The organism is Stenotrophomonas forensis (genome assembly GCF_028752115.1).
In the GTDB taxonomy this organism is placed as follows: Bacteria; Pseudomonadota; Gammaproteobacteria; order Xanthomonadales; family Xanthomonadaceae; genus Stenotrophomonas; species Stenotrophomonas forensis.
Genome location: NZ_CP082270.1, coordinates 4695166 through 4718645, shown reverse-complemented (window position 1 = coordinate 4718645; position 23480 = coordinate 4695166). Strand labels below are relative to the sequence as shown.

The 23480-nt window shown below is 67.6% G+C and carries 24 protein-coding genes; 18 read left to right on the top strand and 6 right to left on the bottom strand.

Annotated elements, in window-relative coordinates; all coding sequences use genetic code 11:
* The first annotated feature begins 65 nt into the window (after positions 1 to 65).
* From K5L94_RS21540 to xth, 4 genes are all read left to right on the top strand, one after another.
* Positions 66 to 992 carry a hypothetical protein gene (locus K5L94_RS21540; protein ID WP_148565004.1) on the top strand — a complete coding sequence of 309 codons (927 nt, stop codon included), beginning with the start codon at positions 66 to 68 and terminating at the stop codon, positions 990 to 992.
* 54 nt (positions 993 to 1046) lie between these two features.
* Positions 1047 to 1589, top strand: coding sequence for a Tli1a family immunity protein (tli1a, locus tag K5L94_RS21535; protein ID WP_080374987.1), 543 nt, complete (start codon positions 1047 to 1049; stop codon positions 1587 to 1589).
* Between the two features lie 124 nt (positions 1590 to 1713).
* Positions 1714 to 3123, top strand: coding sequence for a coniferyl aldehyde dehydrogenase (locus K5L94_RS21530; protein ID WP_053451169.1), 1410 nt, complete (start codon positions 1714 to 1716; stop codon positions 3121 to 3123).
* 163 nt (positions 3124 to 3286) lie between these two features.
* Positions 3287 to 4069 (top strand): exodeoxyribonuclease III, encoded by a 783-nt coding sequence (gene xth / locus K5L94_RS21525; protein WP_197586630.1) that lies wholly within the window; start codon positions 3287 to 3289, stop codon positions 4067 to 4069.
* Positions 4070 to 4173: 104 nt separating this feature from the next.
* On the opposite strand, the gene K5L94_RS21520 is transcribed toward xth, so the two are convergent.
* Positions 4174 to 4425 carry a GlsB/YeaQ/YmgE family stress response membrane protein gene (locus K5L94_RS21520; protein ID WP_005411656.1) on the bottom strand — a complete coding sequence of 84 codons (252 nt, stop codon included), beginning with the start codon at positions 4423 to 4425 and terminating at the stop codon, positions 4174 to 4176.
* 84 nt (positions 4426 to 4509) lie between these two features.
* On the opposite strand from K5L94_RS21520, the gene K5L94_RS21515 reads away from it, so the two are divergent.
* The 9 genes from K5L94_RS21515 (at position 4510) to K5L94_RS21475 (ending at position 12689) form a co-directional block, all read left to right on the top strand.
* A complete protein-coding gene (locus K5L94_RS21515; protein WP_180880046.1) occupies positions 4510 to 5109 on the top strand; it encodes a 4'-phosphopantetheinyl transferase family protein in 600 nt (199 codons plus the stop codon).
* Positions 5110 to 5148: 39 nt separating this feature from the next.
* Positions 5149 to 5787 carry a 16S rRNA (guanine(527)-N(7))-methyltransferase RsmG gene (gene rsmG, locus K5L94_RS21510; RefSeq protein ID WP_008267674.1) on the top strand — a complete coding sequence of 213 codons (639 nt, stop codon included), beginning with the start codon at positions 5149 to 5151 and terminating at the stop codon, positions 5785 to 5787.
* A gap of 112 nt (positions 5788 to 5899) precedes the next feature.
* The gene (locus K5L94_RS21505; protein ID WP_006476989.1) at positions 5900 to 6697 is read left to right on the top strand and encodes a ParA family protein; all 798 of its coding nucleotides are present in this window, start codon (positions 5900 to 5902) and stop codon (positions 6695 to 6697) included.
* Positions 6697 to 7620 carry a ParB/RepB/Spo0J family partition protein gene (locus tag K5L94_RS21500; RefSeq protein WP_008267278.1) on the top strand — a complete coding sequence of 308 codons (924 nt, stop codon included), beginning with the start codon at positions 6697 to 6699 and terminating at the stop codon, positions 7618 to 7620. Before K5L94_RS21505 ends, K5L94_RS21500 begins: the two co-directional genes overlap by 1 nt.
* A 126-nt stretch (positions 7621 to 7746) precedes the next feature.
* Positions 7747 to 8478, top strand: a complete 732-nt coding sequence (locus tag K5L94_RS21495) for a suppressor of fused domain protein (RefSeq protein WP_133935922.1) — start codon at positions 7747 to 7749, stop codon at positions 8476 to 8478.
* A gap of 51 nt (positions 8479 to 8529) precedes the next feature.
* Positions 8530 to 9495, top strand: coding sequence for an NAD-dependent epimerase/dehydratase family protein (locus tag K5L94_RS21490; RefSeq protein ID WP_053451166.1), 966 nt, complete (start codon positions 8530 to 8532; stop codon positions 9493 to 9495).
* An 89-nt stretch (positions 9496 to 9584) separates the two neighbouring features.
* On the top strand, positions 9585 to 10307 hold the full coding sequence (locus K5L94_RS21485; protein WP_274511342.1) for a glycosyltransferase family 2 protein: 723 nt from the start codon (positions 9585 to 9587) through the stop codon (positions 10305 to 10307).
* Entirely contained in the window at positions 10307 to 10654 is a 348-nt protein-coding gene (locus tag K5L94_RS21480; RefSeq protein ID WP_006476984.1) for a lipid-A-disaccharide synthase N-terminal domain-containing protein, read from the top strand. The genes K5L94_RS21485 and K5L94_RS21480 overlap by 1 nt, the downstream gene beginning before the upstream one ends.
* A gap of 262 nt (positions 10655 to 10916) precedes the next feature.
* Positions 10917 to 12689 carry a DUF885 domain-containing protein gene (locus tag K5L94_RS21475; RefSeq protein WP_274511341.1) on the top strand — a complete coding sequence of 591 codons (1773 nt, stop codon included), beginning with the start codon at positions 10917 to 10919 and terminating at the stop codon, positions 12687 to 12689.
* Positions 12690 to 12822: 133 nt separating this feature from the next.
* On the opposite strand, the gene K5L94_RS21470 is transcribed toward K5L94_RS21475, so the two are convergent.
* The 5 genes from K5L94_RS21470 to K5L94_RS21450 all read right to left on the bottom strand — a co-directional run bounded on the left by K5L94_RS21470 (position 12823) and on the right by K5L94_RS21450 (position 19495).
* Complete coding sequence (locus K5L94_RS21470) at positions 12823 to 16032, bottom strand: efflux RND transporter permease subunit (protein WP_271261423.1); 3210 nt, start codon at positions 16030 to 16032, stop codon at positions 12823 to 12825.
* Between the two features lie 10 nt (positions 16033 to 16042).
* Positions 16043 to 17248 (bottom strand): efflux RND transporter periplasmic adaptor subunit, encoded by a 1206-nt coding sequence (locus K5L94_RS21465; RefSeq protein WP_271261422.1) that lies wholly within the window; start codon positions 17246 to 17248, stop codon positions 16043 to 16045.
* Complete coding sequence (locus K5L94_RS21460; RefSeq protein ID WP_274511340.1) at positions 17245 to 18498, bottom strand: TolC family protein; 1254 nt, start codon at positions 18496 to 18498, stop codon at positions 17245 to 17247. Before K5L94_RS21460 ends, K5L94_RS21465 begins: the two co-directional genes overlap by 4 nt.
* Positions 18499 to 18554: 56 nt before the next feature.
* A complete protein-coding gene (locus tag K5L94_RS21455) occupies positions 18555 to 18887 on the bottom strand; it encodes a hypothetical protein (protein ID WP_180880059.1) in 333 nt (110 codons plus the stop codon).
* Between the two features lie 209 nt (positions 18888 to 19096).
* On the bottom strand, positions 19097 to 19495 hold the full coding sequence (locus K5L94_RS21450) for a RidA family protein (protein WP_021203524.1): 399 nt from the start codon (positions 19493 to 19495) through the stop codon (positions 19097 to 19099).
* 108 nt (positions 19496 to 19603) lie between these two features.
* Between K5L94_RS21450 and K5L94_RS21445 the strand changes: the two genes are divergently transcribed.
* From K5L94_RS21445 to cls, 5 genes are all read left to right on the top strand, one after another.
* Positions 19604 to 20497 carry a LysR family transcriptional regulator gene (locus K5L94_RS21445; RefSeq protein WP_274511339.1) on the top strand — a complete coding sequence of 298 codons (894 nt, stop codon included), beginning with the start codon at positions 19604 to 19606 and terminating at the stop codon, positions 20495 to 20497.
* 82 nt (positions 20498 to 20579) lie between these two features.
* Entirely contained in the window at positions 20580 to 21089 is a 510-nt protein-coding gene (dnaQ, locus tag K5L94_RS21440; RefSeq protein ID WP_049456343.1) for a DNA polymerase III subunit epsilon, read from the top strand.
* A 235-nt stretch (positions 21090 to 21324) separates the two neighbouring features.
* Positions 21325 to 21561: a 50S ribosomal protein L28 gene (gene rpmB / locus K5L94_RS21435; RefSeq protein WP_005411638.1), complete on the top strand. Its 237-nt coding sequence runs from the start codon at positions 21325 to 21327 to the stop codon at positions 21559 to 21561.
* Positions 21562 to 21571: 10 nt separating this feature from the next.
* Positions 21572 to 21739 (top strand): 50S ribosomal protein L33, encoded by a 168-nt coding sequence (gene rpmG / locus K5L94_RS21430; RefSeq protein WP_170272460.1) that lies wholly within the window; start codon positions 21572 to 21574, stop codon positions 21737 to 21739.
* Between the two features lie 284 nt (positions 21740 to 22023).
* The gene (cls, locus tag K5L94_RS21425) at positions 22024 to 23442 is read left to right on the top strand and encodes a cardiolipin synthase (RefSeq protein ID WP_053451157.1); all 1419 of its coding nucleotides are present in this window, start codon (positions 22024 to 22026) and stop codon (positions 23440 to 23442) included.
* Positions 23443 to 23480 lie beyond the last annotated feature (38 nt).

Genomic DNA, 23480 nt, shown 5'->3' with positions numbered 1-23480 from the left:
CCCGAATCCGGGCAATGCGTCCACGCGCCAACTAGCATGAAGAAGCCATCCAACCAGAGCAGATCATGTTCGGCCTTCTTCTAGTTGCAGTGTCCGTCGTGGCGGCGTCATCACCGGCGACGCCCGCGAAGCGTGCAGCAGCCGACAAGGTTACTGGTGTGCGAGAAGGCATGGAGTACACACAGGTACGCAGGCTGCTGCTTGACGCAGGGTGGGTCCCGCTGGACGCAGAGTACCTGCGGCCTTGGCCGGCTTATCCGGACTATCCGGAGGTCAATTGTGGCACCGGGTGGCAAGCAACCTGCTCCGCATTCTTCTTTCGCGGTGACTATTACTTCGGGGTGGGGCTGAACCCCAAGGAGTCCCGACGCCATCTGCCCGTGGAGTGGACGTGGAGGTCGCGTGATCCGGCAGGGTTGGCACGCGACCACCGTGTTGTGAAAGCGGTCATCAGCGCGACGCGCCAGGGCAACGTGCAGATCGAGGAAAGGTCACCTGTGATCAAAGCGGCGTGCGGAACGAACAAGGTCTGGCTGTCCTGGAACAACGCAGTACCAAACGCAACATTGGTGACCTGCGACTACGGCGGTACGGCGCATGACAATTGGGGTTGGCTGGTCGAGACCGGATTGGAAGACGATGAGACGCGGGTGCGCCGTTTCTCTCTGGGCAAGGTGACCAGCGTCGCGGAGTTCAAGCGGTTTGGCGCACAGGTGCGGGATGCTTTCAGCTCGCATCCCTGGTGCTCAGGCGCCAAGCCGAAGGTGCCGCTGAATGCGGTCTTTGCAACGTTGGTGAAGACGCCCAGCCAGAGTGGAGATGTGCCGTACTGTTTCATGCCTCACTTCTTCACAGGGAACACTGGCACTCCTTTGCGGAGCATTCCGGCGGTGGACGATGTATCGCCGGACGTTCCGTGGGCAGAGGCCGGCCTGCTCGCGAGGGAGGTCGAGATCCTGCGTGACTGGAGGCGGGAGTTTGCGCCTGAGTAGCGAATCGACGCCCTCGGACACGATATTTGGGCTACACATTCTGGGGTTTCAGTGATGTTTGTTCTGAAGCGCGTGGTGCTGGCATTTCTTGTTGGCCCACCTCTGCTCTCATCTGCTGACGCTGTGGATGCCAGTGCGATCTACGGCGTCAACCACACCCACTGGGCGATCAACCGTTTCAGTGTCGATGGTCGTTCGGCCGTTGACATCATTGGCCCGTATCAAGGCGGGGCTGGAGCCTGCTGCTACGGCGCACCAGAACACTGGTATCCGGGGCTGACGGTGCGGGTTGACTGGGAAACGGGTGCCGGAAGTGCAATGGATTTTCCTGGGACAGAGGATTGGTCAAAAGTTCTGGCTTGGAGAGAAAAAATCCTGGCGCAGAAGCGCAGTCACAGCAAAGTCGTCCCCGTCCCGGATTACACCGGCCAGGAAGTCTGCGGCATCACCGTGCATTTCCTGCCCTGTGATGAGATTCAGGCCACTACCTCCTGTTACGCCTACGGCAGCCCCGAGTACCCGATCAAGATTCCGCTTGAGTTGCCAGAACCGCAGTCATGCCCGGCGGAACGTACCGACCGGCAGAAGGCCCAGTGATGGGCGCGTTCATTGGGAAGGGTGCACGCATGCACGTTGGTGCCGAGGTTCCCGAATGAGGCCATGCGCCACCGCGTGAAGGTTGGCATGCGAGCCAAGCACGGCTCGACCCTACAATCGGCCCATGACCACCCTTACTCCGGCCGATCTCCCCGCCATCATGCACACCCTGCGCAGCGCATGGCAGGCGCAGCGCCCCACGCTCGACCAGCGCGAGAATGACCTGCGCCGCCTGCGCGAGGCGCTGAAGCTGCGCCTGGACGAGATGACGCAGGCCATCGCCGAGGACTTCGGCCACCGCGCCCATGTTGAATCGAAACTGGCCGACGGCATGAGCGTGCTGTCGGCCATCGACCATCTGCGCCGCCACCTGCGGCGCTGGTCGAAGCCGCAGCGGGTCGGTGCCGGTTGGCGACTGTGGCCGGCGCGCGCGCAGCTGCGGCCGACGCCGCTGGGCGTGGTCGGGGTGATCTCGCCCTGGAACTACCCGGTCACGCTGGCACTGGTGCCGCTGGCCACCGCCATCGCCGCCGGCAACCACGTGCTGCTGAAGCCTTCGGAACACACCCCGCGCACCAGTGCATTCCTGGCCGATCTGCTGGCCAGCGTGTTCCCGCCCGATCGGGTGGCGGTGGTGCAGGGTGGGGCGGACGTGGCCGCGGCGGTGTCCTCGCTGCCGCTGGACCATCTGCTGTTCACCGGCTCGACGGCGGTGGGCCGCAAGGTGATGGCTGCTGCCGCCGAGCATCTGGTACCGGTCACGCTGGAGCTGGGCGGCAAATCCCCGGCCATCGTCTGCCGCGATTTCCCTCTGGATAAGGCTGCTGCGCGGCTGGCCACCGGCAAGTGGTTCAACGCCGGCCAGACCTGCATCGCGCCGGACTACGTGCTGATCGACACCGCACGCCAGCGCGAGTTCGTGCAGGCGCTGCAGCAGCAGGTACGCGAGCGCTACGGCGACTTCAGCGATGCCGACGATTACACACGCATCATCAACGAAGGACAGTACCGGCGCCTGCAGGGTTATCTGGCGCAGGCGCGCGAACGCGGCGTGCCGGTCATTCCGCTGGCGCAGGTGGATGAGGCGCGCGCCGACCGCGAGCGCCTGCTGGTGCCGACCGTGGTGCTGGACCCGCCGGACGACCTGGAGCTGATGCGCGAGGAGATCTTTGGCCCGATCCTGCCGGTACGGGCCTACCCGGATCTGGATGCCGCGTTGACCGACGTGCTGTCCCGCGATCGGCCGCTGGCGCTGTATCCCTTCAGCCATGACAAAGCGACGGTGGAGCGCATCCTCGGCCAGGTGGTGGCCGGTGGGGTGACGGTCAACGACACGCTGCTGCATTTCGCGGCCGATGGCCTGCCGTTCGGCGGGGTAGGGGCAAGCGGCATGGGCGCGTACCACGGCCGGGCCGGGTTCGATGCGATGAGCAAGCGGCTGCCGGTGCTGTGGCAGTCGCGCTGGGCGGCCAGCGATCGGTTGCGGCCGCCGTACTCGAAGATTGCCGGGTTGTTGAAGTTCCTCGTGCGGTAGTGCCGGCGGGGGTCATGGGGTTGCCGGCCAGCGGCCGGCACTACCGGTAGGTGCCAACCCGCGCGGCCCCTTCCGGTAGGTGCCAACCTTGGTTGGCACGCGTGAACCCCAAGCGCCAACCAGGGTTGGCGTCTACCAAACCCGGGCCGGGTAGAATGCCCACATGAAGATCGCCTCGTGGAACGTCAATTCGCTCAATGTCCGCCTGCCGCACCTGGAGCAGTGGCTCAAGGCGTTCGGCCCGGACATCGTCGGTATCCAGGAAACCAAGCTGGAGGACCACAAGTTCCCCGATTCGGCGCTGATCGCCGCCGGCTACCGCAGCGTGTTCGCCGGCCAGAAGACCTACAACGGCGTGGCGCTGCTGTCGCGTGAGCCGGCGCAGGACGTGCAGATCGGCATTCCCGGCTTCGAGGACGAGCAGAAGCGTGTCATCGCCGGCACCTTCGGCGACCTGCGGGTGATCAACCTGTACGTGGTCAACGGCCAGGACATCGGTACCGACAAGTACGAGTACAAGCTGCGCTGGCTGGAGGCGGTGCATGCCTGGATCGCCGAAGAACTGCAGCGGCACCCGAAGCTGATCGTGATGGGCGACTTCAACATCGCCCCGGACGCGCGCGACGTGCACGACCCGGAGGTGTGGAACGAAAACCACATCCTGACCTCCACCGCCGAGCGCGGCGCGCTGAACAAGCTGCTGCAGCTGGGCCTGCACGATGGCTTCCGCCTGCACAACGACGAGGCGGGCACCTTCAGCTGGTGGGACTACCGTGCCGCCGGCTTCCGCCGCAACCTCGGCCTGCGCATCGACCTGACCCTGGTCTCCGACGCGCTGAAGCGCAGTGCGGTGGCCTCGGGCATCGACCGCGAGCCGCGTACCTGGGAACGCCCGAGCGACCATGCGCCGGCATGGGTGGAAGTAGCGTCGAGCTTGCTCGACTGATCTCCCATGCAGTCGAGCAAGCTCGACTCCACAGAACGGGGGCCCGACGATTGCCGGGCCCCTTGTGATGCGTCTGCCGGCCAGCGACCGGCACGACCGCCGCGTCAGCGTATGCTCTTGCGGGTGAACAGGTTGACGATCGCCAGCAGGATCACCGCACCGATCAGCGAGAACAGGAAGGTGCGGATGGTGATCGCTTCGTTGATGCCGCCGCCGAACAGCCAGCCGGAAATCAGCGCGCCGACGATGCCGACCACGATGTTGAGGATGATGCCCTGCTGGGCGTCGCGCTTCATGATGATGCTGGCCAGCCAGCCTACGATGCCGCCGACGATCAGCCAGATGATGATGCCCATGATCGAACCTCCGGTGGGAAACTGTGACCAGTTGACGCGCATGGCTGTGAACCCGTCGTGCAATTGCGTGATGGGCGCGTGCGGATGAGCCTGCCAGCCACCCTCGACGGCCCGTGGCGCTTCGGCCCGGTGACGGTCTGGCGGCGCACCCACGTGCCCGGCCACCGCGGTGAACCGCAGGCGCGGCAGGTGCTGGCGCAGGCGCTGGGGGCCGAACCGGAGGCGCTGCCGCTGGTGCGCGACGGCAAGGGGCGGCCTGAACTGACCGGCGCACTGGCCCATTACGGCACCGGCTGGAGCCACAGCGGCGAGGTGCTGCTGGTGGCGCTGGGCGAGGGCGTGCGGCTGGGCGTGGACCTTGAGCTGCTGCGGCCGCGACCACGCCTGCTGGAGATCGTGCGGCGCTTCTTCCATCCCGAGGAAGTGGCCTGGCTGGAACACCTGGACGAGGCCGGGCGCGAGCACTGGTTCTTCCGCGTGTGGTGCGCCAAGGAAGCGATGCTGAAAGCCCACGGCCAAGGCATCTCGTTCGGCCTGCACCGGCTGCAGCTGGCCCCCGGCAATGACGGCGCCCTGCACCTGCGTTGGTGCGACCCGGAACTGGGCGAGGCCGCGCGCTGGCACCTGCACGAATGGCAGGCCAGCGGGCAGTTTCGCGCGGCATTGGCCTGGTATCCGCACTGAAGCGGCGAATCAGCGCGCAAAACCGGCGATAATGCCGGCATGAGCGAACACCCACTTCCCGCCAGCGTGACTGCCACGCTGGAACAGGGCCTGGCCAGCATGGGCCTGGATGCCGCGCTGGCACCGCCGCTGCTGCGCTACCTGGCCCTGCTGCACCGCTGGAACGGCACCTACAACCTCACCGCCATCCGCGACCCGCAGGAGATGGTCACCCGCCACCTGCTCGACTCGCTGGCGATGCAGCCGTTCGTGGCTGATGGCAGCCTGGCCGACCTCGGCACCGGCCCCGGGCTGCCCGGCATCCCGCTGGCCATCGCCTGCCCGGGCCTGCAGGTGACCCTGGTCGAGAGCAACGGCAAGAAGGCGCGCTTCATGCGCGAGGCGGTGCGCCAGCTCGGCCTGGGCAACGCCCGCGTGGCCGAATCGCGCGCCGAGGCACTGGACGAGGCCGGCCGTTACGACCAGCTGACCGCGCGCGCGATGGACACCCTGGCCGGCATCGTCCGCGTTGGCGGCCACCTGCTGCGCCCCGGTGGCGTGTTGCTGGCCATGAAGGGCGTCTATCCCCATGAAGAGATCGCGGACCTGCCGGAAGGCTGGCAGGTGCGTGAGGTGACCCCGCTGAGCGTTCCCGGCCTGGCCGGCGAACGCCACCTGGTCACGGTTACAGGCCCCTGATTACCGCCGCCTGCCCCTTGTGGAACAACGGGTTGGCGATTCACGATTTCCGCAAGGGGCCGGTTGTACGCATAATGACCGGTCCCAGCACACGTCGACGAGGCACACCCGCATGGCCCGCATCATCGCCATCGCCAACCAGAAGGGTGGCGTCGGCAAGACCACGACCGCCGTCAACCTGGCCGCTTCCCTGGCCAACGCACCCAAGCGCGTGCTGTTGGTCGACCTGGATTCGCAGGGCAACGCGACCATGGGCAGTGGCGTGGACAAGCGCGAGCTGGCTGCCTCCACCTGCGATCTGCTGCTTGGCGAGAACAGTGCTGCCGACGTGCGCGTGCAGGCCGCCGAGGGCTATGACCTGCTGCCCGGCAACATCGACCTGACCGCTGCCGAGATCCAGCTGATGGGTGAGAGCGAGCGCGAGCAGCGCCTGAAGCGCGCGCTGGCGCCGATCCGCGACGAGTACGACTACATCCTGATCGACTGCCCGCCGGCGCTGTCGCTGCTGACGCTCAACGCGCTGGCCGCCGCCGATTCGGTGATCGTGCCGATGCAGTGCGAGTACTACGCGCTGGAAGGCCTGAGCGCGCTGGTGGAAACCATCGAAGCGCTGCGCACCAGCCTGAACCCGGCGCTGGAGATCGAAGGCGTGCTGCGCACCATGTTCGATGTGCGCAACAACCTGGCCAACGCGGTCTCGGCCGAGCTCACCGAGCACTTCGGCGACCGCGTGTTCCGCACCATCGTGCCGCGCAACGTGCGCCTGGCCGAGGCGCCCAGCCATGGCCAGAGCATCGTCGGCTACGACCGCGCCTCGCGCGGTGGCGTGGCCTACCTGGGCCTGGCCGGCGAGATCATCCGCCGCAACAACGAACGCAACAAGGCCGCCAAGGCCGTGGAGACCGTCTGATGACCAGCAGCAAGCCGGCAGCCAAGAAGCGAGGCCTCGGCCGTGGCCTGGATGCGCTGCTCGGTCCCAAGGGCGCGGTCAGCCAGGTGCAGGCCACCACCGCGGTGATCGAGCCGCTGCCGGGCGAAGTGCTGCGCAAGCTGGCCGTCGGCCAGCTGCAGCCGGGCAAGTACCAGCCGCGCCGCGAGATGGACGAGGGCAAGCTGTCCGAGCTGGCCGATTCGATCAAGTCGCAGGGCGTGATCCAGCCGATCCTGGTGCGCCAGCTGCCGGCGGGCAACTACGAAATCGTTGCCGGTGAACGCCGCTGGCGCGCCTCGCAGCTGGCCGGGCTGGACGAAGTGCCGGTGGTGGTGCGCGAGCTGGAAGACCGCACCGTCATCGCGATGGCGCTGATCGAGAACATCCAGCGTGAAGACCTCAATCCGCTGGAAGAAGCCGAAGCGCTGCAACGCCTCATCAGCGAATTCACCCTGACCCATGCCGAGGCCGCCGAGGCCGTCGGCCGCTCGCGCGCGGCGGTGTCCAACCTGCTGCGCCTGCTGGAGCTGCCGGTGGCAATCCGCCTGCTGCTGGAAACCCGCCGCCTGGAAATGGGCCATGCCCGCGCGCTGCTGACCCTGGCCCCCGAGCTGGCCGGCAAGCTGGCGCAGGAAGCGGCCGACGAAGGCTGGTCGGTGCGCGAGGTCGAGCGCCGTGCGCAGGCCTTCGCCGCTGGCAAGGTGCCGAGCAACCGCCCGGTGGCCACGCCGAAGGTGCAGCAGGCCGACATCGCCTCGCTGGAAACCGAGCTGTCCGAAGCGCTGGGTGCCAAGGTGGCGATCAACCACGGCCGCGGCGGCAAGGGCAAGCTGATCATCCATTACACCGATCTGGACACGCTCGACGGCGTGCTGGAAAAGCTGCGTACGCGCCAGGGCTGAGCCCGGTGCAGCAACGGGGGACGCGGCCCGTTCCTGCCGTGTCCCGCGAATGACAGGGAACGTACCGCCGCGCGCGCCGTGGGATGTACTGCCTTCCGGCCCGTGGCCTCATCCAGGGAGCAGGACATGAGCAACGCATTCGACGACGTCAGCCCGGGCGGCAGCCCGATCATGGTGCACAGTCGCCAGAAGGACTTCACGCCGGCGCAGGGCGAAGAGCACATCGAGGCCATCGGCGCGCACATCGAGCGCCATCTCGGCCCAGTGTCCGGCGTCTTCCACGAGATCATCTCCGACCTGGTGCACATCGACGTGCACGTGGTGCCGGCCAATGAGCAGTTCCCGTACCTGCGGCTGGTGACCTCCGGCATGAGCGACCTGCCGATGACCGTGCCCGCCGAGGTGGATGCGGACGTGCCGCGCTACATGGAGCTGATGGTGACCCTGCCGGCCGACTGGCCGATCTCGCAGGACGCCTTCGAGGATGAACGCAATTACTGGCCGGTGCGTCTGCTGAAGGGCATGGCGCGGCTGCCGCACGAGTACGACACCTGGCTGGGCTTCGGCCACACCATCCCCAACGGCCACCCCAGCGAGCCCTATGCGCCGGGCGTGGGTTTCGACGGTGCCATCGTGCTGCCGCCGGTGACCACCCCGGAAGACTTCGCCGAACTGGTGCTCGAGGACGGCAAGACCATCGCCTTCATGGCCCTCATGCCGCTGTACCCGGAAGAGATGGACCTGAAGCTGAAAAAGGGCGCCGAAGCACTGCTCGACCGCTTCGATGCGAAGAACATCCAGGACGTGATCGAACCCGGCCGCAGCAATGTGGCCAAGAAGCGTTTCGGGCTGTTCTGAGCCCGCAGCGTATCCTCTGCATCTGTACTCATTGATTTCCAGGCAACTGCAATGACCCTCCTGCTCACCGGCGCTGCCGGCTTCATCGGTGCCTACACCGCCCGCGCGCTGCTGGAGGCTGGCCAGCCGGTGGTCGGCCTGGACAACTTCAACGACTACTACGACCCGCAGATCAAGCGCGACCGCGTGGCCGCGCTGTGCCCGACGCTGGACCTGCGCACGCTGGACCTGACCGACCGCGATGGCCTGGCCGCGCTGTTCGACGAGGTGCAGCCGACCGCGGTGATCCACCTGGCCGCGCAGGCCGGCGTGCGCTATTCGCTGGAAAACCCGCACGCCTACGTAGACAGCAACCTGGTCGGCTTCGTCAACATGCTCGAACTGTGCCGCCACCGTGGCGTGCAGCACCTGGTGTATGCGTCGAGCAGCTCGGTCTATGGCGACTCGGCCACGCCGCCGTTCTCCGAAGACCAGCGCGTGGACCAGCCACGCTCGCTGTACGCGGCGACCAAGGCCGCCAACGAGCTGATGGCCTACACCTACGCTCAGCTGTACGGCCTGCATGCCACCGGCCTGCGCTTCTTCACCGTGTATGGCCCGTGGGGCCGGCCGGACATGGCGCCGCTGCTGTTCTCGCGCGCAGTGCTGGCCGGTCGGTCGATCGATGTGTTCAACGAAGGCCGCATGCAGCGCGATTTCACACATGTCTCCGACATCGTGTCCGGTATCCTTGGCGCCCTCGCGCATCCGGCCGACGGTCCGGTGCCGCACCGGGTGTTCAACCTCGGCAACCATACGCCGGTCGAGCTGGAGCGCTTCATCGGCGTGATCGAGCAGGCTGCCGGCCGCCCCGCGCAGAAGGTCTACAAGCCCATGCAGCCCGGCGACATGGTGCGCACGATGGCCGATACCCGGCGCGCCCATGATGCCTTCGGCTTCGACGCGGTGACCCCGATCGAAGTGGGATTGCCACCCGTCGTGGAATGGTGCCGCGAGTACTTTGGTGATCGCGCCTGAGGACGGATCCTCACGCCGCCGGGTTCATCTTCGGATAACCTCGGTTTCGGAGAATGCGCGGTCTTTGTCCCCCTTTGGCCGAGTGCCTTATGAGCCAACCCGAGCTTTCCGTTGTCGTCCCCGTGTTCAACGAGCGCGACAATGTCACCCCGCTGGTCACCGAAATCACCGCGGCGCTGCGTGGCCGGGTACCGTTCGAGATCGTCTACATCGATGACCACTCGCGCGATGACACCCTGGCCGTCCTGCAGGGCCTGAAGGCGACCACGCCGGAACTGCGGGTGCTGCACCACGTGAACCAGAGCGGGCAGAGCACCGCCGTGCGCACCGGCGTCAAGCATGCGCGGGCGCCGTGGATCGCCACCCTGGATGGCGATGGCCAGAACGATCCGGCCGACATTCCCAAGCTGCTGGCCGCGCGCGATGCGGCCGAGGCGCAGGTGAAGCTGTTTGCCGGCTGGCGCGTCAACCGCCAGGACAGCGGCAGCAAGCGCTGGGCCAGCCGCTGGGCCAATGCGATCCGCGCGCGCATGCTGCGCGATGACACGCCCGACACCGGCTGCGGCATCAAGCTGTTCGAGCGCAGCGCCTTCCTCGACCTGCCGTACTTCGACCACATGCACCGCTACCTGCCGGCGCTGATGCAGCGTGCTGGCTGGAAGACCACCAGCGTGCCGGTCAACCACCGCCACCGTACCGCCGGCGTGTCCAAGTACAACAACCTGGGCCGCGCGCTGGTCGGCATCCGCGACCTTCGCGGCGTGGCCTGGCTGATCACCCGCAGCAAGCGCACCGCGGTGGAAGAGCGGTGATGGGCCTGGCACTGCACTGGCTCGACCAGCCGCTGACCTGGCTGTACTGGACCGGCCTGCACGTGACCGGCTGGAAGCTGATCGGCTATACCGGCGCGCTGATGTTCGGCGGCCGCTGGCTGGTCCAGTTCATCGCCTCCAAGCGCGCCGGCAAGCCGGTCATCCCGCGCCTGTTCTGGTACATGAGCGTGGTCGGCAGCCTGATGACGCTGAGCTACTTCCTGTTCTCGGCCAAGCAGGACTCGGTGGGCGTGCTGCAGAACCTGTTCCCGGCGTTCACCGCGCTGTACAGCCTGCAGCTGGACATCAAGCACCGGGGCTGGAAGCGGGACAGGGCCAGCCACTGAGGCCCCCGGGGCCCCCATCCGGCAGGTGCCGACCCTGGTCGGCACATGTGCATCCGGGCCCGGCGCATCCACGCATGGCGTGGATCTACCACATGCCCGGCAGCCTTGCCGGGTAGCTGCCAACCTTGGTTGGCACACGGGGAAAGCCAGCGCCGACCAAGGTCGGCAGCTACCAGGCACGGCCCAGGCAGGACCTTCGTCCCATGCCACGGGCGGTGGGCGGTGCCATGATCGGGGTCTGCCTTCCCGGGAACCTGTGCTCGTGAAAACCCGTCTTGCCGTTGCCCTGCTGATTGCCCTGTCCGCCCCCGCCGTGGCCCTGGCCGCGCCGCCCGCCACCGCTGCACCTGCCAGCGTGGCCACCGAATCGCCCGCCGACGCCGCCTTCCGTGCGGTGTACGAGAAGGAATGGAAGTGGCGCCAGGACGGCGGCGGTGAGGCCAGTGAGGACGAAGATGCCCCGGCCAATGCCACCCGCATGCCCGACGTCGGCCCGGCCGCGCAGCAGGCACGCCTGAAGGTGTGGGACGAGACCCTGGCCGCGCTGAAGAAGATCGACCCGAAGACCCTGTCGGCCGACAACCAGGTCAACTACGCGATCTACCGCGACCAGGTGTTCAACCTGGCCGAAGAGGTGCGCCTGCGCGGCTACGAGATGCCGTTCAACGCCGACTCCTCGTTCTGGTCGAACCTGTCCTTCATGGCCCGGCGCGAGATGAAGACCGTGCAGGACTACCAGAACTACATCGCACGCCTGAATGACGTGCCGCGCTACTTCGGCCAGCAGACCGAGAACATGCGCGTCGGCCTGAAGCGAGGTTTCAGCGTGCCGCGTGCCGTGCTCGATGGTCGCGAGGTGTCCATCGCCACCGTTGCCGAACTGAAGGACCCGACCGAATCGCCGCTGTACGCGCCGTTCAAGAAGCTGCCCAACGGCATTCCGGCCGCCGAGCAGGCCAGGCTGCAGGCGCAGGCGCGCGAAGCGATCAGTGCCAAGGTAGTGCCGGCGTTCCAGCAGCTGCGCACCTTCTTCGTCAGCGAGTACGTGCCGCAGGCGCGCACCACCCTGGCCGCCGAAGCGATGCCGGACGGCAAGGCGTACTACAAGCAGCAGATCCACGAATACACCACGCTGGACCTGTCGCCGGACGAGATCCACCGCATCGGCCTGGGTGAAGTCGAGCGCATCCAGGGCGAGATGAACGACATCATCAAGCAGGTGAAGTTCAAGGGCAGCTTCGCCGAGTTCCTGACCTTCCTGCGTACCGATCCGCAGTTCTATGCGAAGACGCCGGAAGAGCTGCTGTCGCGCGCGGCGTGGATCTCCAAGCGGGCAGACGGCCAGCTGGGCAAGTACATGACGCTGCCGCGCGCGCGCTTCACCATCGTGCCGGTGCCGCCGGACATCGCACCGTTCTGGACCGCCGGGCGTGGTGGCATGGGCACCTACTGGCTCAACACCTACAACCTGCCATCGCGCCCGCTGTACAACCTGCCGGCGCTGACCCTGCATGAATCCGATCCGGGCCACGCGCTGCAGGGCGCCATCGCCGCCGAGCAGAAGAACCTGCCCGAGTTCCGCCGCAACGCCTACATCTCCGCCTATGGCGAAGGCTGGGCGCTGTACTGCGAGAAGCTGGGCGTGGAGATGGGCATCTACGAATCCCCGTACGAGGATTTTGGCCGCCTGACCTACGAAATGTGGCGCGCCGCGCGCCTGGTGATCGACACCGGCGTGCACAGCAAGGGCTGGACCCGCGAGCAGGCACTGGCCTACCTGCGTGACCACACCGCGCTGAGCGAGCATGAAGTGACCACCGAAGTGGACCGCTACATCTCCTGGCCGGGCCAGGCGCTGAGCTACAAGCTGGGCGAGATCGCCATCGTGCGCCTGCGCGCGCAGGCCGAGAAGGAACTGGGCGACAAGTTCGACATCAAGGGCTTCCACGACACCCTGCTCAAGCAGGGCTCGGTGCCGCTGCCGGTGCTGGAACAGCAGATCCAGGCCTACATCGCCGAACGCAAGAAGGCCTGACCGCTCCAAGGTAGTGCCGGCCGCTGGCCGGCAACCTGCACGCACTGCAATCGTTCGACATTGCCGGCCAGCGGCCGGCACTACCGCGGATCGGAGAACGGGGTCGGATCGCAGGATCCGACCCCGTCATGTTTCACCCCACCGCCCTTGGCTTGGCCACCCGTGCCGCGAAGGTCGGCAGCACCAGCAGGGTCAGCACGGTGGCGGTGATCAGGCCACCGATCACCACCGTCGCCAGCGGCTTCTGCACCTCGGCACCCGAACCACTGGCGATCGCCATCGGAATGAAGCCGACGATCGCCACCAGCGCCGTGGTCAGCACCGCACGGATACGGCTCGATGCACCGTTGATCGCCGCCTGCAGCGGCAGGTCGCCGGCATCCAGGCGCTCGCGGATCGCCTGCATCAGCACCAGACCGTTCAAGGTGGCCACGCCGGAGACGGCGATGAAGCCGACCGCCGCCGACACCGAGAACGGCATGCCACGCAGCAGCAGCGCGAGAATGCCGCCGACCAGCGCCAACGGCACGCAGCTGAATACCAGAATGGCTTCCTTGCCGCTGCGCAGGGCCATGAACAGCAGGCTGCCGATCAGCAGGAACACCACCGGCACCACCGTTGCCAGCCGCTTTTCCGCGCGCTGCAGGTTCTCGAACTGGCCACCCCAGGTCAGGTAGGCGCCCGGCGGCAGTGCCACGTCGGCCACCGCCGCCTGTGCTTCACCCACGAATCCGCCCAGGTCACGCCCGCGCACGTTGGCCTGCACCACCACGCGGCGGCTGCCGTTGTTGCGGCTGATCTGGTTCGGCCCTTCGCTCACCGTGATGCGCGCGACCGACGACAGCGGAATCACCAGTCCCGACGGCGTAGCGATCGGCAACGAAGCCAGCTGGTCCGGATCGTTGCGCGAGGCATCGTCCAGGCGCACCACCACGTTGAAGCGGCGATCACCTTCGAAGATCTTGCCGGCTGCCGTACCGCCAATGCCGGTGGATAGCGCATCACTCACATCCGCCGCGGTCAGCCCGTACTGCGCCGCCGCCACGTGGTCGATGGCCACGTTGAGCGTGGGCAGGCCGGAGATCTGCTCCACCCGCACGTCAGCCGCGCCCTCCACCGCACGCAGCTTCAGTGCCACCTGGTCGGCCACCTTCTGCAGCTGGCTGAAGTCATCGCCGAAGATCATCACCGCCAGGTCGGTACGCACGCCGGAAATCAGCTCGTTGAAGCGCAGCTCGATCGGCTGGCTGAACTCGAAGCTGTTGCCCAGCTGCTGCCCGGCCAGCGTTTCGAAGCGTGCCACCAGCGCGTCCTTGCCCAGCTTCGGATCCGGCCAGTCCTTGCGTGGCTTCAGCACGATCACGCTGTCGGAGATGTTGGTCGGCATCGGGTCGATCGCCGCCTCGGCGGTACCGGTGCGCGAGAACACGGTTTCTACTTCCGGCTGCTTGGCAATCGCCTTTTCCAGTGCCAGCTGCATCGCCAGCGACTGCTCCAGCGAGGTCGACGGCACGCGCAGGGCCTGCATCGCCACGTTGCCTTCGTCCAGCGTCGGCATGAACTCGCGGCCCAGCAGCGAGAACGAACCGATGCCCACCACCACCATCATCACCGCACCGGCCAGCACCGTGCGCGGATGCGCCACGGCCTTGCGCACCACCGGCTCGATGCGTGCGCGCAGCACGCGGATCAGCTTGGTCTCGTGCTCGCCATCATCGGCATGCGCATCGCCGTCCTTCACCTTCGGCTCGCGCACCAGCAGCGCGGCCATCGCCGGCACGAAGGTGAAGGAGAAGATGAAGGCACCGACCAGGGCCAGCATGAAGGTGGCCGCCATCGGGTGGAAGGTCTTGCCCTCCACGCCTTCCAGGGTGAGGATCGGCGCGAACACCAGCAGGATGATCAACTGGCCGAAGGCCGCAGGGCGCGCCATCTTCATGGCCGAATCGGCGGCCACGCGCAGCCGTTCCATCGCGGTCAGCGCACGGCCCAGTTCGGCGCGGCGCTGGCCCAGCATCAGCAGGGTCGACTCGACCACGATGACCGCACCGTCCACCAGGATGCCGAAGTCCAGTGCGCCCAGGCTCATCAGGTTGCCGCTGATGCCGAAGCGGTTCATGCCGATCACCGCGAACAGGAACGACAGCGGAATCACCAGCGCGGTGATCGTCGCCGCACGCAGGTTGCCCAGCAGCAGGAACAGCACCACCACCACCAGCAGCGCGCCCTCGGTGAGGTTCTTGGCCACGGTCTTGATGGTGGAATTGACCAGCACGCTGCGGTCCAGCACCGGTGCCGCCACGATGTCGGCCGGCAGCGATGTGTTCACCTGTTCAAGGCGTGCGGCAGCGGCCTGCGCCACGGTGCGGCTGTTGCCGCCGGCAATCATCAGCGCGGTACCCAGCACGGCTTCATGGCCATTGCGGCTGGCTGCGCCCAGGCGTGGTGCGCGGCTCAGTTCGACTTCGGCCACATCGGCCACGCGCACCACCACGCCATTGCGGGTGGCCACCGGGGCCTGTGCCAGGTCCTCGGTGGTCAGCGCCAGGCCATCGGCACGCACCACCAGGCCTTCGCCGGCACGCTGCACGAAACCGGCACCGGCCTGCACGTTGGAACGCTGCAGCGCGGTGACCAGGTCGGCCAGGCCGAGGCCATGTGCGGCCAGCCGCGCGCTGTCCGGATGCACGCCGTACTCCTTGACGTAGCCGCCGACCGTATCGACGCCGGCCAGCCCCGGGCTGGAACGCATCTGCGGCGCGATGATCCAGTCCTGCACGGTGCGCAGGTAGGTGGCACGTTCTTCCGGCGTGCGCAACAGGTTGCCTTCCGGCGTGCGGTAGACCTCACCGGCCTGCCAGCCGGCTTCACCGGGCTTGGCCAGCCTGGCTGGATCGAACGTGGTGAAGTCCACCGTCCACATCAGCACTTCGCCGAGGCCGGTGGTGACCGGCGACAGCATCGGCGACGCGCCATCGGGCAGGTCTTCCGAAGCCTCGCGCATGCGCTCGGCCACCTGCTGGCGGGCGAAGTAGATGTCGGTGGCATCGGTGAAGATCGCGGTGACCTGCGAGAAGCCATTGCGCGACAGCGAGCGCGTGGTGGTCAGGCCGGGAATGCCGGCCAGCGCGGTTTCCAGCGGGTAGGTCACCTGCCGTTCGATCTGTTCCGGTGTCAGCGCCGGTGCCACCGTGTTGATCTGCACCTGGCGGTTGGTGATGTCCGGCACCGCGTCGATCGGCAGCTTGCCCAGCTGGAACAGGCCCACGGCAGCGATCAGCGCCGCCATGAACACCACCAGCCAGCGGTGGCGCACCGCTGTTTCAATGATCAGCTTGAACATGGTCGCCTCCTCAGTGGCCGTGCTCGGCTTCGCCCTTGGCCAGTTCGGCCTTGAGCAGGAAGGCATTGGCGCCGACGATGCGCTCGCTGCCGGTCAGCCCGCCGAGGATCTCGATGCGGTCGCCAGCACGGCGCCCGGCCAGCACCGGCTGCGCCTTGAAGCCGCCGTCGACGGCGACGAACACCGCGCTGCTGCCATCAACGTTCTGCACCGCATCGGCGGGCACGCTGAGCGAACCGTCCTGGCCCTCGGTAACCACCACCGCCGAGACCGGCGAACCAGCCGGCGGCAGCGCGGCATTCACCGGCGTGGCACGGATCACCGCCACACCGCCCTGCTGGCGCACATCGGCGGCCGAACCGGTGACGGTGGCGGTGAAGCTGCCGCCCGGCACGCTCACTTCCAGCGTCATGCCCGGCGTGACCTGTGCGGCCAGCGCCGGCGGCGCGGTGAACACCAGCTCGTTCATCGCCGGATCGGCGACGTCGGCCACTGCGCTGCCGGCGGCGACCACGCCACCCGGGGTGACCTGCACGTTGCCGACGATGCCGGCCACCGGGCTGGTGATGCGCACGCGGCCACTGGCATCGGGCGCACCGTTGGCGGCGGCCTGGGCCTGCGCGGCGGCGGCCTGGGCCTGTGCTGCCAGCGAGCGGGCGCGCGAGGCTTCCAGCTCCTGGCGGGCGACCACGCCCTGGTCGACCAGTGCCTTGTCGCGGCCATAGGCCAGGCGCGCGGCCTCGGCTTCGGCCGACGCAGCCAGCGCATTGGCGCGGAACACCGCAGCTTCGCCACTGACCACGATGGCCAGCGCCTGGTTCTGCTTCACCGCCGTGCCCGGCGCGACCAGCACGCGTTCGACGCGGCCGGTCACCGTGGAGGCGACCGAGGCACGTGCGCCTACCGACGGTTCGACCCGGCCGGACAGGCGGGTCGAACCGCCACCGCCGCGGCCGACGGCGACCACTTCAATACCGGACGCCTTGATCTGTTCCGGGGTCAGCTGCACCACGCCTTCATCGGCGTCGGCGGGGGCCTTGGCGCTTTCCGCCTTGGCCTCCTTGCTGTCGGCGGCATGGCCGTGGCCATCGTCGGTACCGGCCTTGGCGGCGGTGGCGTCGGCCGCTTCGGGCGTCTGCGCATTGCCGGCGCAGCCGGCCAGGAACACGGTCAGCAGGAGGCCGCCGATCAGGGGGAAGGAACGGGAGAGAGTCATGGGGCCTCCACAAAGGGTGCGCGCCCTTCCAGGCGGGCAAGATCGATTTCGGCGCCGACGCGCGACAGGCGCGCGTCCACGGCGGTGCCGCGGGCGGCGATGAGAGCGCTGCGCGTGCTGCGCAGTTCCAGCTGCGAGATGCGTCCGGCGTCGAAGCCGACGCGTGCGAGGCGATACGCCTCTTCGGCGGCGACCACGCTTTCATCGGCGGCGCGGGTACGGCTGCCGGCCGCCTTCAGCCCGGCCACGGCGGACAGGCGTTCGGCCTCGCTGTCGCGGCGCTGCTGGTCCAGGCGTGCCTCGGCCGCGCGCTGGTCGGCATTGGCGGCGCGGATGCCACCGCGGTTGCGGTCGAACAGCGGGATGCTGAGGCTGACCCCGAGGTTGTAGGCACGCTCGCCACCTTCGCGGAAGCGGGTCTGCGCTGCAGTGACGCTGAGGTCGGGCAGGGCGCGCTTGCGCTCCACCTCGACCAGCTTGCCGGCTGCATCGGCTTCCGCTTCTGCGATACGCACCGCCAGTGCGGCGTCGGTGGCACCGCGCGGCAGCGGCGGGGCACGGTCGAGCAGGCTGTTGTCGATCGACTGCACCGGCGTATCCAGCAACGCGGCACCGGCCAGCCGCGCCAGCGCGGCGTCGCGGAACGCCTGTGCTTCATCCAGCGACGCCGTGGCATTGGCCACTTCGCTCTGCGCCTGCACCGCGCGCAGCTGCGGTTCGCGGCCCTGCTTGACCATCGCGTTGACGGCGGCCGCATCATCGCGGGTCAGGGCGAGCGCTTCGCTGGCGAGGGTGTAACGACGCAATGCACTTTCCGCCTGTGCGTAGACCACCGCCAGTTGACTGGCGACATCACTGCGGCTCTGCGAACCACGCAGGGCAGCGGCTTGTGCCTCGGCCCGGGCGGCACGGACGCGCGCGCCACGCTGGCCCCAGACCTCCAGCGGCTGGGACAGGGTGAGCACGGTGTCGGCCTTGCCCATGCCACGGTAGGTGCCAGAGCCCCAGGCGTTTTCGGCCGAGTAGGAAAGGGAGGGGTTGGGTAGCGCACGGGCCTGGTCGGCGCGCGCATCGGCGGCCTCGGCCAGTGCCGTGCCCACACGGGTGCCGGGCAGCTGGTCCAGGCGTTCAAGCAGGGTGTCGTAGGAGGGGGCGGCTTGCGCCATCACCGATGCGGCCGGGGCCAGGCCCAGCAGCACAGCGACGACCAGCCCGGCCGCGCGCGGCGACCGAGGTGTCAGGATCGACATAGGGGGATTCCGGTTGTGAGTGAAACGGGAGCCCGCAATCGCGGGACGCGCTCAACTCACGCCCGGGGAGGACGCGTCAATTCATCCTGGGCGACCGCATAGGTCGCCGCATCGCCTGCATTCATCCAGCGCGCCGGCAGTGGCGCGCCGAAGGCGGCAAGCGTGTGTGCCGGCAGGCTCAGGTTGGAGTGGTGGCAGTGGTTGTGGCCACAGGCACCGACATGCTTGCCATCGGAATCGCCATCGGCATCCGGCGCGGATTCCACGTGCACCGTGCTGGCGTGCGGTTCCACCGTGCACGCCAGCGCGTCGGCCACCGGCACGACCACGAACGCCGCCATCAGCAGCATCAGCAGGTACGAGCGAAGGTGGCGGGAGATCCGGCGCATGAAGGGGAGGCTAGCAAGCGGTTTTCGCCGGATACAATATCAATGGCCGCTTCGGGAATTCGTCGGAATCTCCCGTTCAGGTGGGCGGCAGGGGGGCCTCCTGCCCTGGTGGGTGCCGACCTCCTGCCCCGGTGGGTGTCGACTTCCTGCCCTGGTGGGTGTCGACCTTGGTCGACACGCCTTTCGATGCTGCCGGCCAGCGGCCGGCACTACCGGTCTGCAGGCAGCTTCGCGATCACCTTGATCTCGAACTGGAACCCGTACAGCCAGGTCACGCCGATGCCGGTCAGGGTCGGGTGTGGCGCCTCGCCCCAGTACTCGGGCACGATCGCCCACGCCTTCTCGAAGTTCTTCTCGGGGTCGACCAGGAACACGGTCACGTCGATCACGTCATCGAACGTGCAGCCCGCGGCAGCCAACACCGCGTTGAGATTCTCGAAGGCGCGGCGCACCTGCGCTTCGAAGTCCGGCTCGGGCGAGCCGTCCTCGCGGCTGCCGACCTGGCCGGAGACGAACAGGAAGCCATTGGAACGGATCGCCGGCGAGTAGCGGTTGCGCTCGTACAGGGCCTGGCGGCCGGTGGGGAAAACGACATCACGCTGTGACATGGGAAGGAATCGGTTGGGAAGAACGCCATCGTCCGCCCCTTCGCTGTCTGGATAAACCGCGATGATCGGCCTAGATTGGTTGCCAATCCCAAACAATAACGGCCTGTCATGGACCGCTTCGAGGCGATGCGGGCGTTTGCCCGGGTGGTGGAGACCGGCAGCTTCACCCGTGCCGCGCTCACGCTTCAGGTCAGCCGCACCACGGTCACCCAGCTGGTACAGCAGCTGGAGGCGCACCTGCGGCTGCGCCTGCTTAACCGCACCACGCGCCGGGTCAGTGTCACCGCCGACGGGGCGGCCTATTACCCGCGCATCGCCCGCCTGCTGGCCGAGCTGGAAGAGGTGGAGGGCGGGCTGGGCGATGCGGCCACCCAGCCGCGTGGGCGCCTGCGCGTGGACGTGCCCGGGCCTTACGCGCGGTTGCGGCTGGTGCCGGCGCTGCCGGATTTCCAGGCGCGCTACCCGGAGATTCAGCTGGATATCGGCGTGAGTGATCGCGAAGTGGATGTCATCGCCGACAACGTGGATTGCGTGATCCGTGGCGGCACCCCGGCCGACCCGGCGCTGGTGGCGCGGCCGCTCGGCGCGCTGCCGATCGGCTTCCACGCCAGCCCGGGCTATGTGCAGCGCTTTGGCCTGCCGGCCGACCCGCGCGCGCTGGAAGGGCCCGATCACCACATGGTCGGCTTCCTCAGCCCGCGCAGTGGCCGGGCGAGAGTGTTCAGCGCGCAGCGCGGCGATGAGCGCGTCGAAGTGCAGGGCCGCTACACGGTCGGCTTCGACGACGGCAACGCCTATCTGGCGGCTGCGTTGGCGGGCCTGGGCGTGGTGGCGCTGCCCAGCTACATGGCCGCGCCGCACGTGGCGCATGGCGAGCTGCTGCCGGTGCTGCAGGACTGGCAGCTGCCACCGATGCCGATGCATGTGATGTTCCCGCCGAACCGGCACATGAGCCAGCGGCTGCGGGTGTTCATTGATTGGGTGGTGGAGGTGCTGGGGTGAGCATCTGCAACGTTTCCGAATCCACTCACGCTGCGGCACGTGCGAAAATCGCCACGGCACGCAACAGGAAACTTCATCACGCATGAGCCGCATCGTCGCACTGGATACCGAAACCACCGGCATCTCCCATCGGCTCGGCCATCGCGTGATCGAAATCGGTGCCGTTGAACTGATCGATGGCCAGCTCACCGGCCGCCAGTTCCACACCTACCTGCAGCCGCAGCGCAAGGTCGACTGGGGCGCACAGCGTGTGCATGGCATCAGCGATGCGATGCTGGTGGGCAAGCCGCTGTTCTCCAGCAAGGCCGCCGAACTGCTGGCGTTCCTGCGCGGCAGCGAAATGGTCGCGCACAACGCCACCTTCGACGTGGGTTTCCTGGACAACGAGCTGCGCCTGTCCGGCATTCCCGGCACGCTGGCCCAGCACTGCCGCATCACCTGCAGCCTGAAGCTGGCGCGCGGGCGCTGGCCCGGCCAGGGCAACAAGCTGGACGATGTACTGCAGCGCCTGCGCATTCCGGGCAACCGCGGCCTGCATGGCGCGTTGAAGGATGCCCATCTGCTGGCGCAGGTGATTCCGCACCTGCGTTGAGGCCCCGCCGGGCGTGTTCAGCTGCGGCCTGTGGGTAACTTGCGCAAGTGCTTGAACCCGTGCATAATGCGCGGCTCGCTGTGTCCGGTTTTCTACCGGGCGGCGCCCCCGGGAGCATGTCCCCGGCCGCCCAACGCCAGCGTAACCCTTTGATTCTCTTGACGTGTGGTGGGCAACCACCGAGGCCGCCGTCTCCCGGGCTACGGGCTGACACAACTTACTATCGAGGTGCGCCATGTCCCGCGTATGCCAGGTTTCCGGCAAGCGAGTGCAGACCGGTAACAACGTCTCGCACGCCAACAACAAGACCCGTCGTCGTTTCCTGCCCAACCTGCACGAGCGCCGCTTCTGGGTTGCCAGCGAGAACCGCTGGGTGAAGCTTCGTGTTTCCGCGCATGCACTGCGCACCATCGACAAGAACGGCATTGATTCCGTTCTGGCTGAGCTGCGTGCGCGCGGCGAAAAGGTCTGAGGAGTAGACGATCATGGCAGGCAAGCGCGATAAGGTCCGTATGATTTCGACCGCCGGTACCGGTCACTTCTACACGACTGACAAGAACAAGAAGAACACCCCGGGGAAGATGGAATTCTCCAAGTACGATCCGGTCGTGCGCAAGCACGTCCCGTACAAGGAAGGCAAGATCAAGTAATCCGCAAGGATTGCTGGTCCCCGCGAAGAAACCCGCCCTTGTGGCGGGTTTTTTCATGCCTGGCATCCAGGTGGTGGGTACTTCCTGCATTGCCGTGGTGGGTGCCGACCTTGGTCGGCACGCTGTCCCCACACCCGGTAGGTGTCGACCTTGGTCGGCACACTGTCCCCCACACCCGGTAGGTGTCGACCTTGGTCGGCACGCTGGTTCAAAGCAGTCGAGCAAGCTCGACTCTACACACCCTGCTGGGCAGAATGGCCCATCACCTCCCGACGGGCGACGCGATGCTGTTCGAGTGGTTGCTGGGTTCGTACCTGCTGCTGATCGACTGGCTGATCCGGCTGGTCGCGCTGTGCTGGATCCCCACCCGCACCACACCGGGGGCGGCGCGCAGCTGGCTGCTGCTGGTCGGCTTCGTGCCGCTGCTGGGCCTGCCGCTGTACCTGCTGTTCGGCCACCCGTGGCTGTCGCGCGAGCGCATCCGCCGCCAGGCCGAGGCCTCGCAGGTGATCCGCGAGGAGCAGGCGCTGCAGCACCGCCTGCGCTGGACCCCGCAACCGGACACCGCCTGCGCCGAGATCGTGCCGCTGGTGCAGCGCCAGGGCGATTTCATGCCGGTGCACGGCAACGCGGTGGACCTGCTGACCGACTACGACGAATCGTTGCACACGCTGATCGCCGACATCGACCAGGCCGAAGATCGCGTGCACCTGCTGTACTACCTGATGTTCGACGACGCGGTGGGCGAGGCGGTGGTCGAGGCGCTGCAGCGTGCGGCCGCGCGCGGCGTGCAGTGCCGCGTGCTGCTCGATGCGGTGGGCGCCAAGCGCGGCCTGCGCGCCTACCGCAAGCGCCTGCAAGCGCGCGACATCGAAGTGCGCGCGATGCTGCCCGGTGGCCTGCGCTGGCGGCGCAGCGGGCGCATGGACCTGCGCAACCACCGCAAGATCGCAGTGATCGACAACGAGGTGGCCTACGTTGGTTCGCAGAACCTGGCCGGCCCCGGGTTCGTGCCCGGCCACCCGAACCGCGAGCTGGTGGCGCGCGTGCGTGGCCCGGCGGTGGCGCACCTGGAAGCGGTGTTCGCCAGCGACTGGTACATGGAAACCGGCCAGCGCCTGGATGTGATCGCCGATGTGCCCGAGTGCAGCGATGACATCGCCACCCAGCTGCTGCCCAGCGGCCCGGCCTATCCGTACAGCAACGCGCGCGATGCGGTGGCAGCACTGATCCACCTGGCGCGGCGCCGGCTGGTGATGGTCACCCCGTACTTCGTGCCCGACGAAGCCACGCTGAGCGCGCTGCGCATCGCGGCGTTGTCCGGCGTGCAGGTGCAGCTGATCCTGTCGGCCAGCAACAACCAGCGGCTGACCTCGTGGGCGCAGGAGGCGTACTACGACGAGCTGCTGCGCTGTGGCGTGCGCATCGCCCTGTACGAACCGCAGTTCCTGCACGCCAAGCACATGAGCGTGGACGAGGACATCGCCGTGCTTGGCTCGATCAACATGGATATCCGCTCGTTCGCGCTGAATGCCGAAATCGGCCTGATCTGCTACGACCGCGCGCTGGTCCAGCAGCTGTGCGCGATCGAGGACGGCTACCTGCGGGAGTCGCGGCAGCTGGACCTGCAGCAGTGGCGCAGCCGCCCGACGTGGCGGCGCAGCCGCGAAGGCATCGCACGCCTGGCCGATGCGTTGATGTGAGGCCGCAGTAACCGCCCGCTTCGGCACGCCGGCCTGTC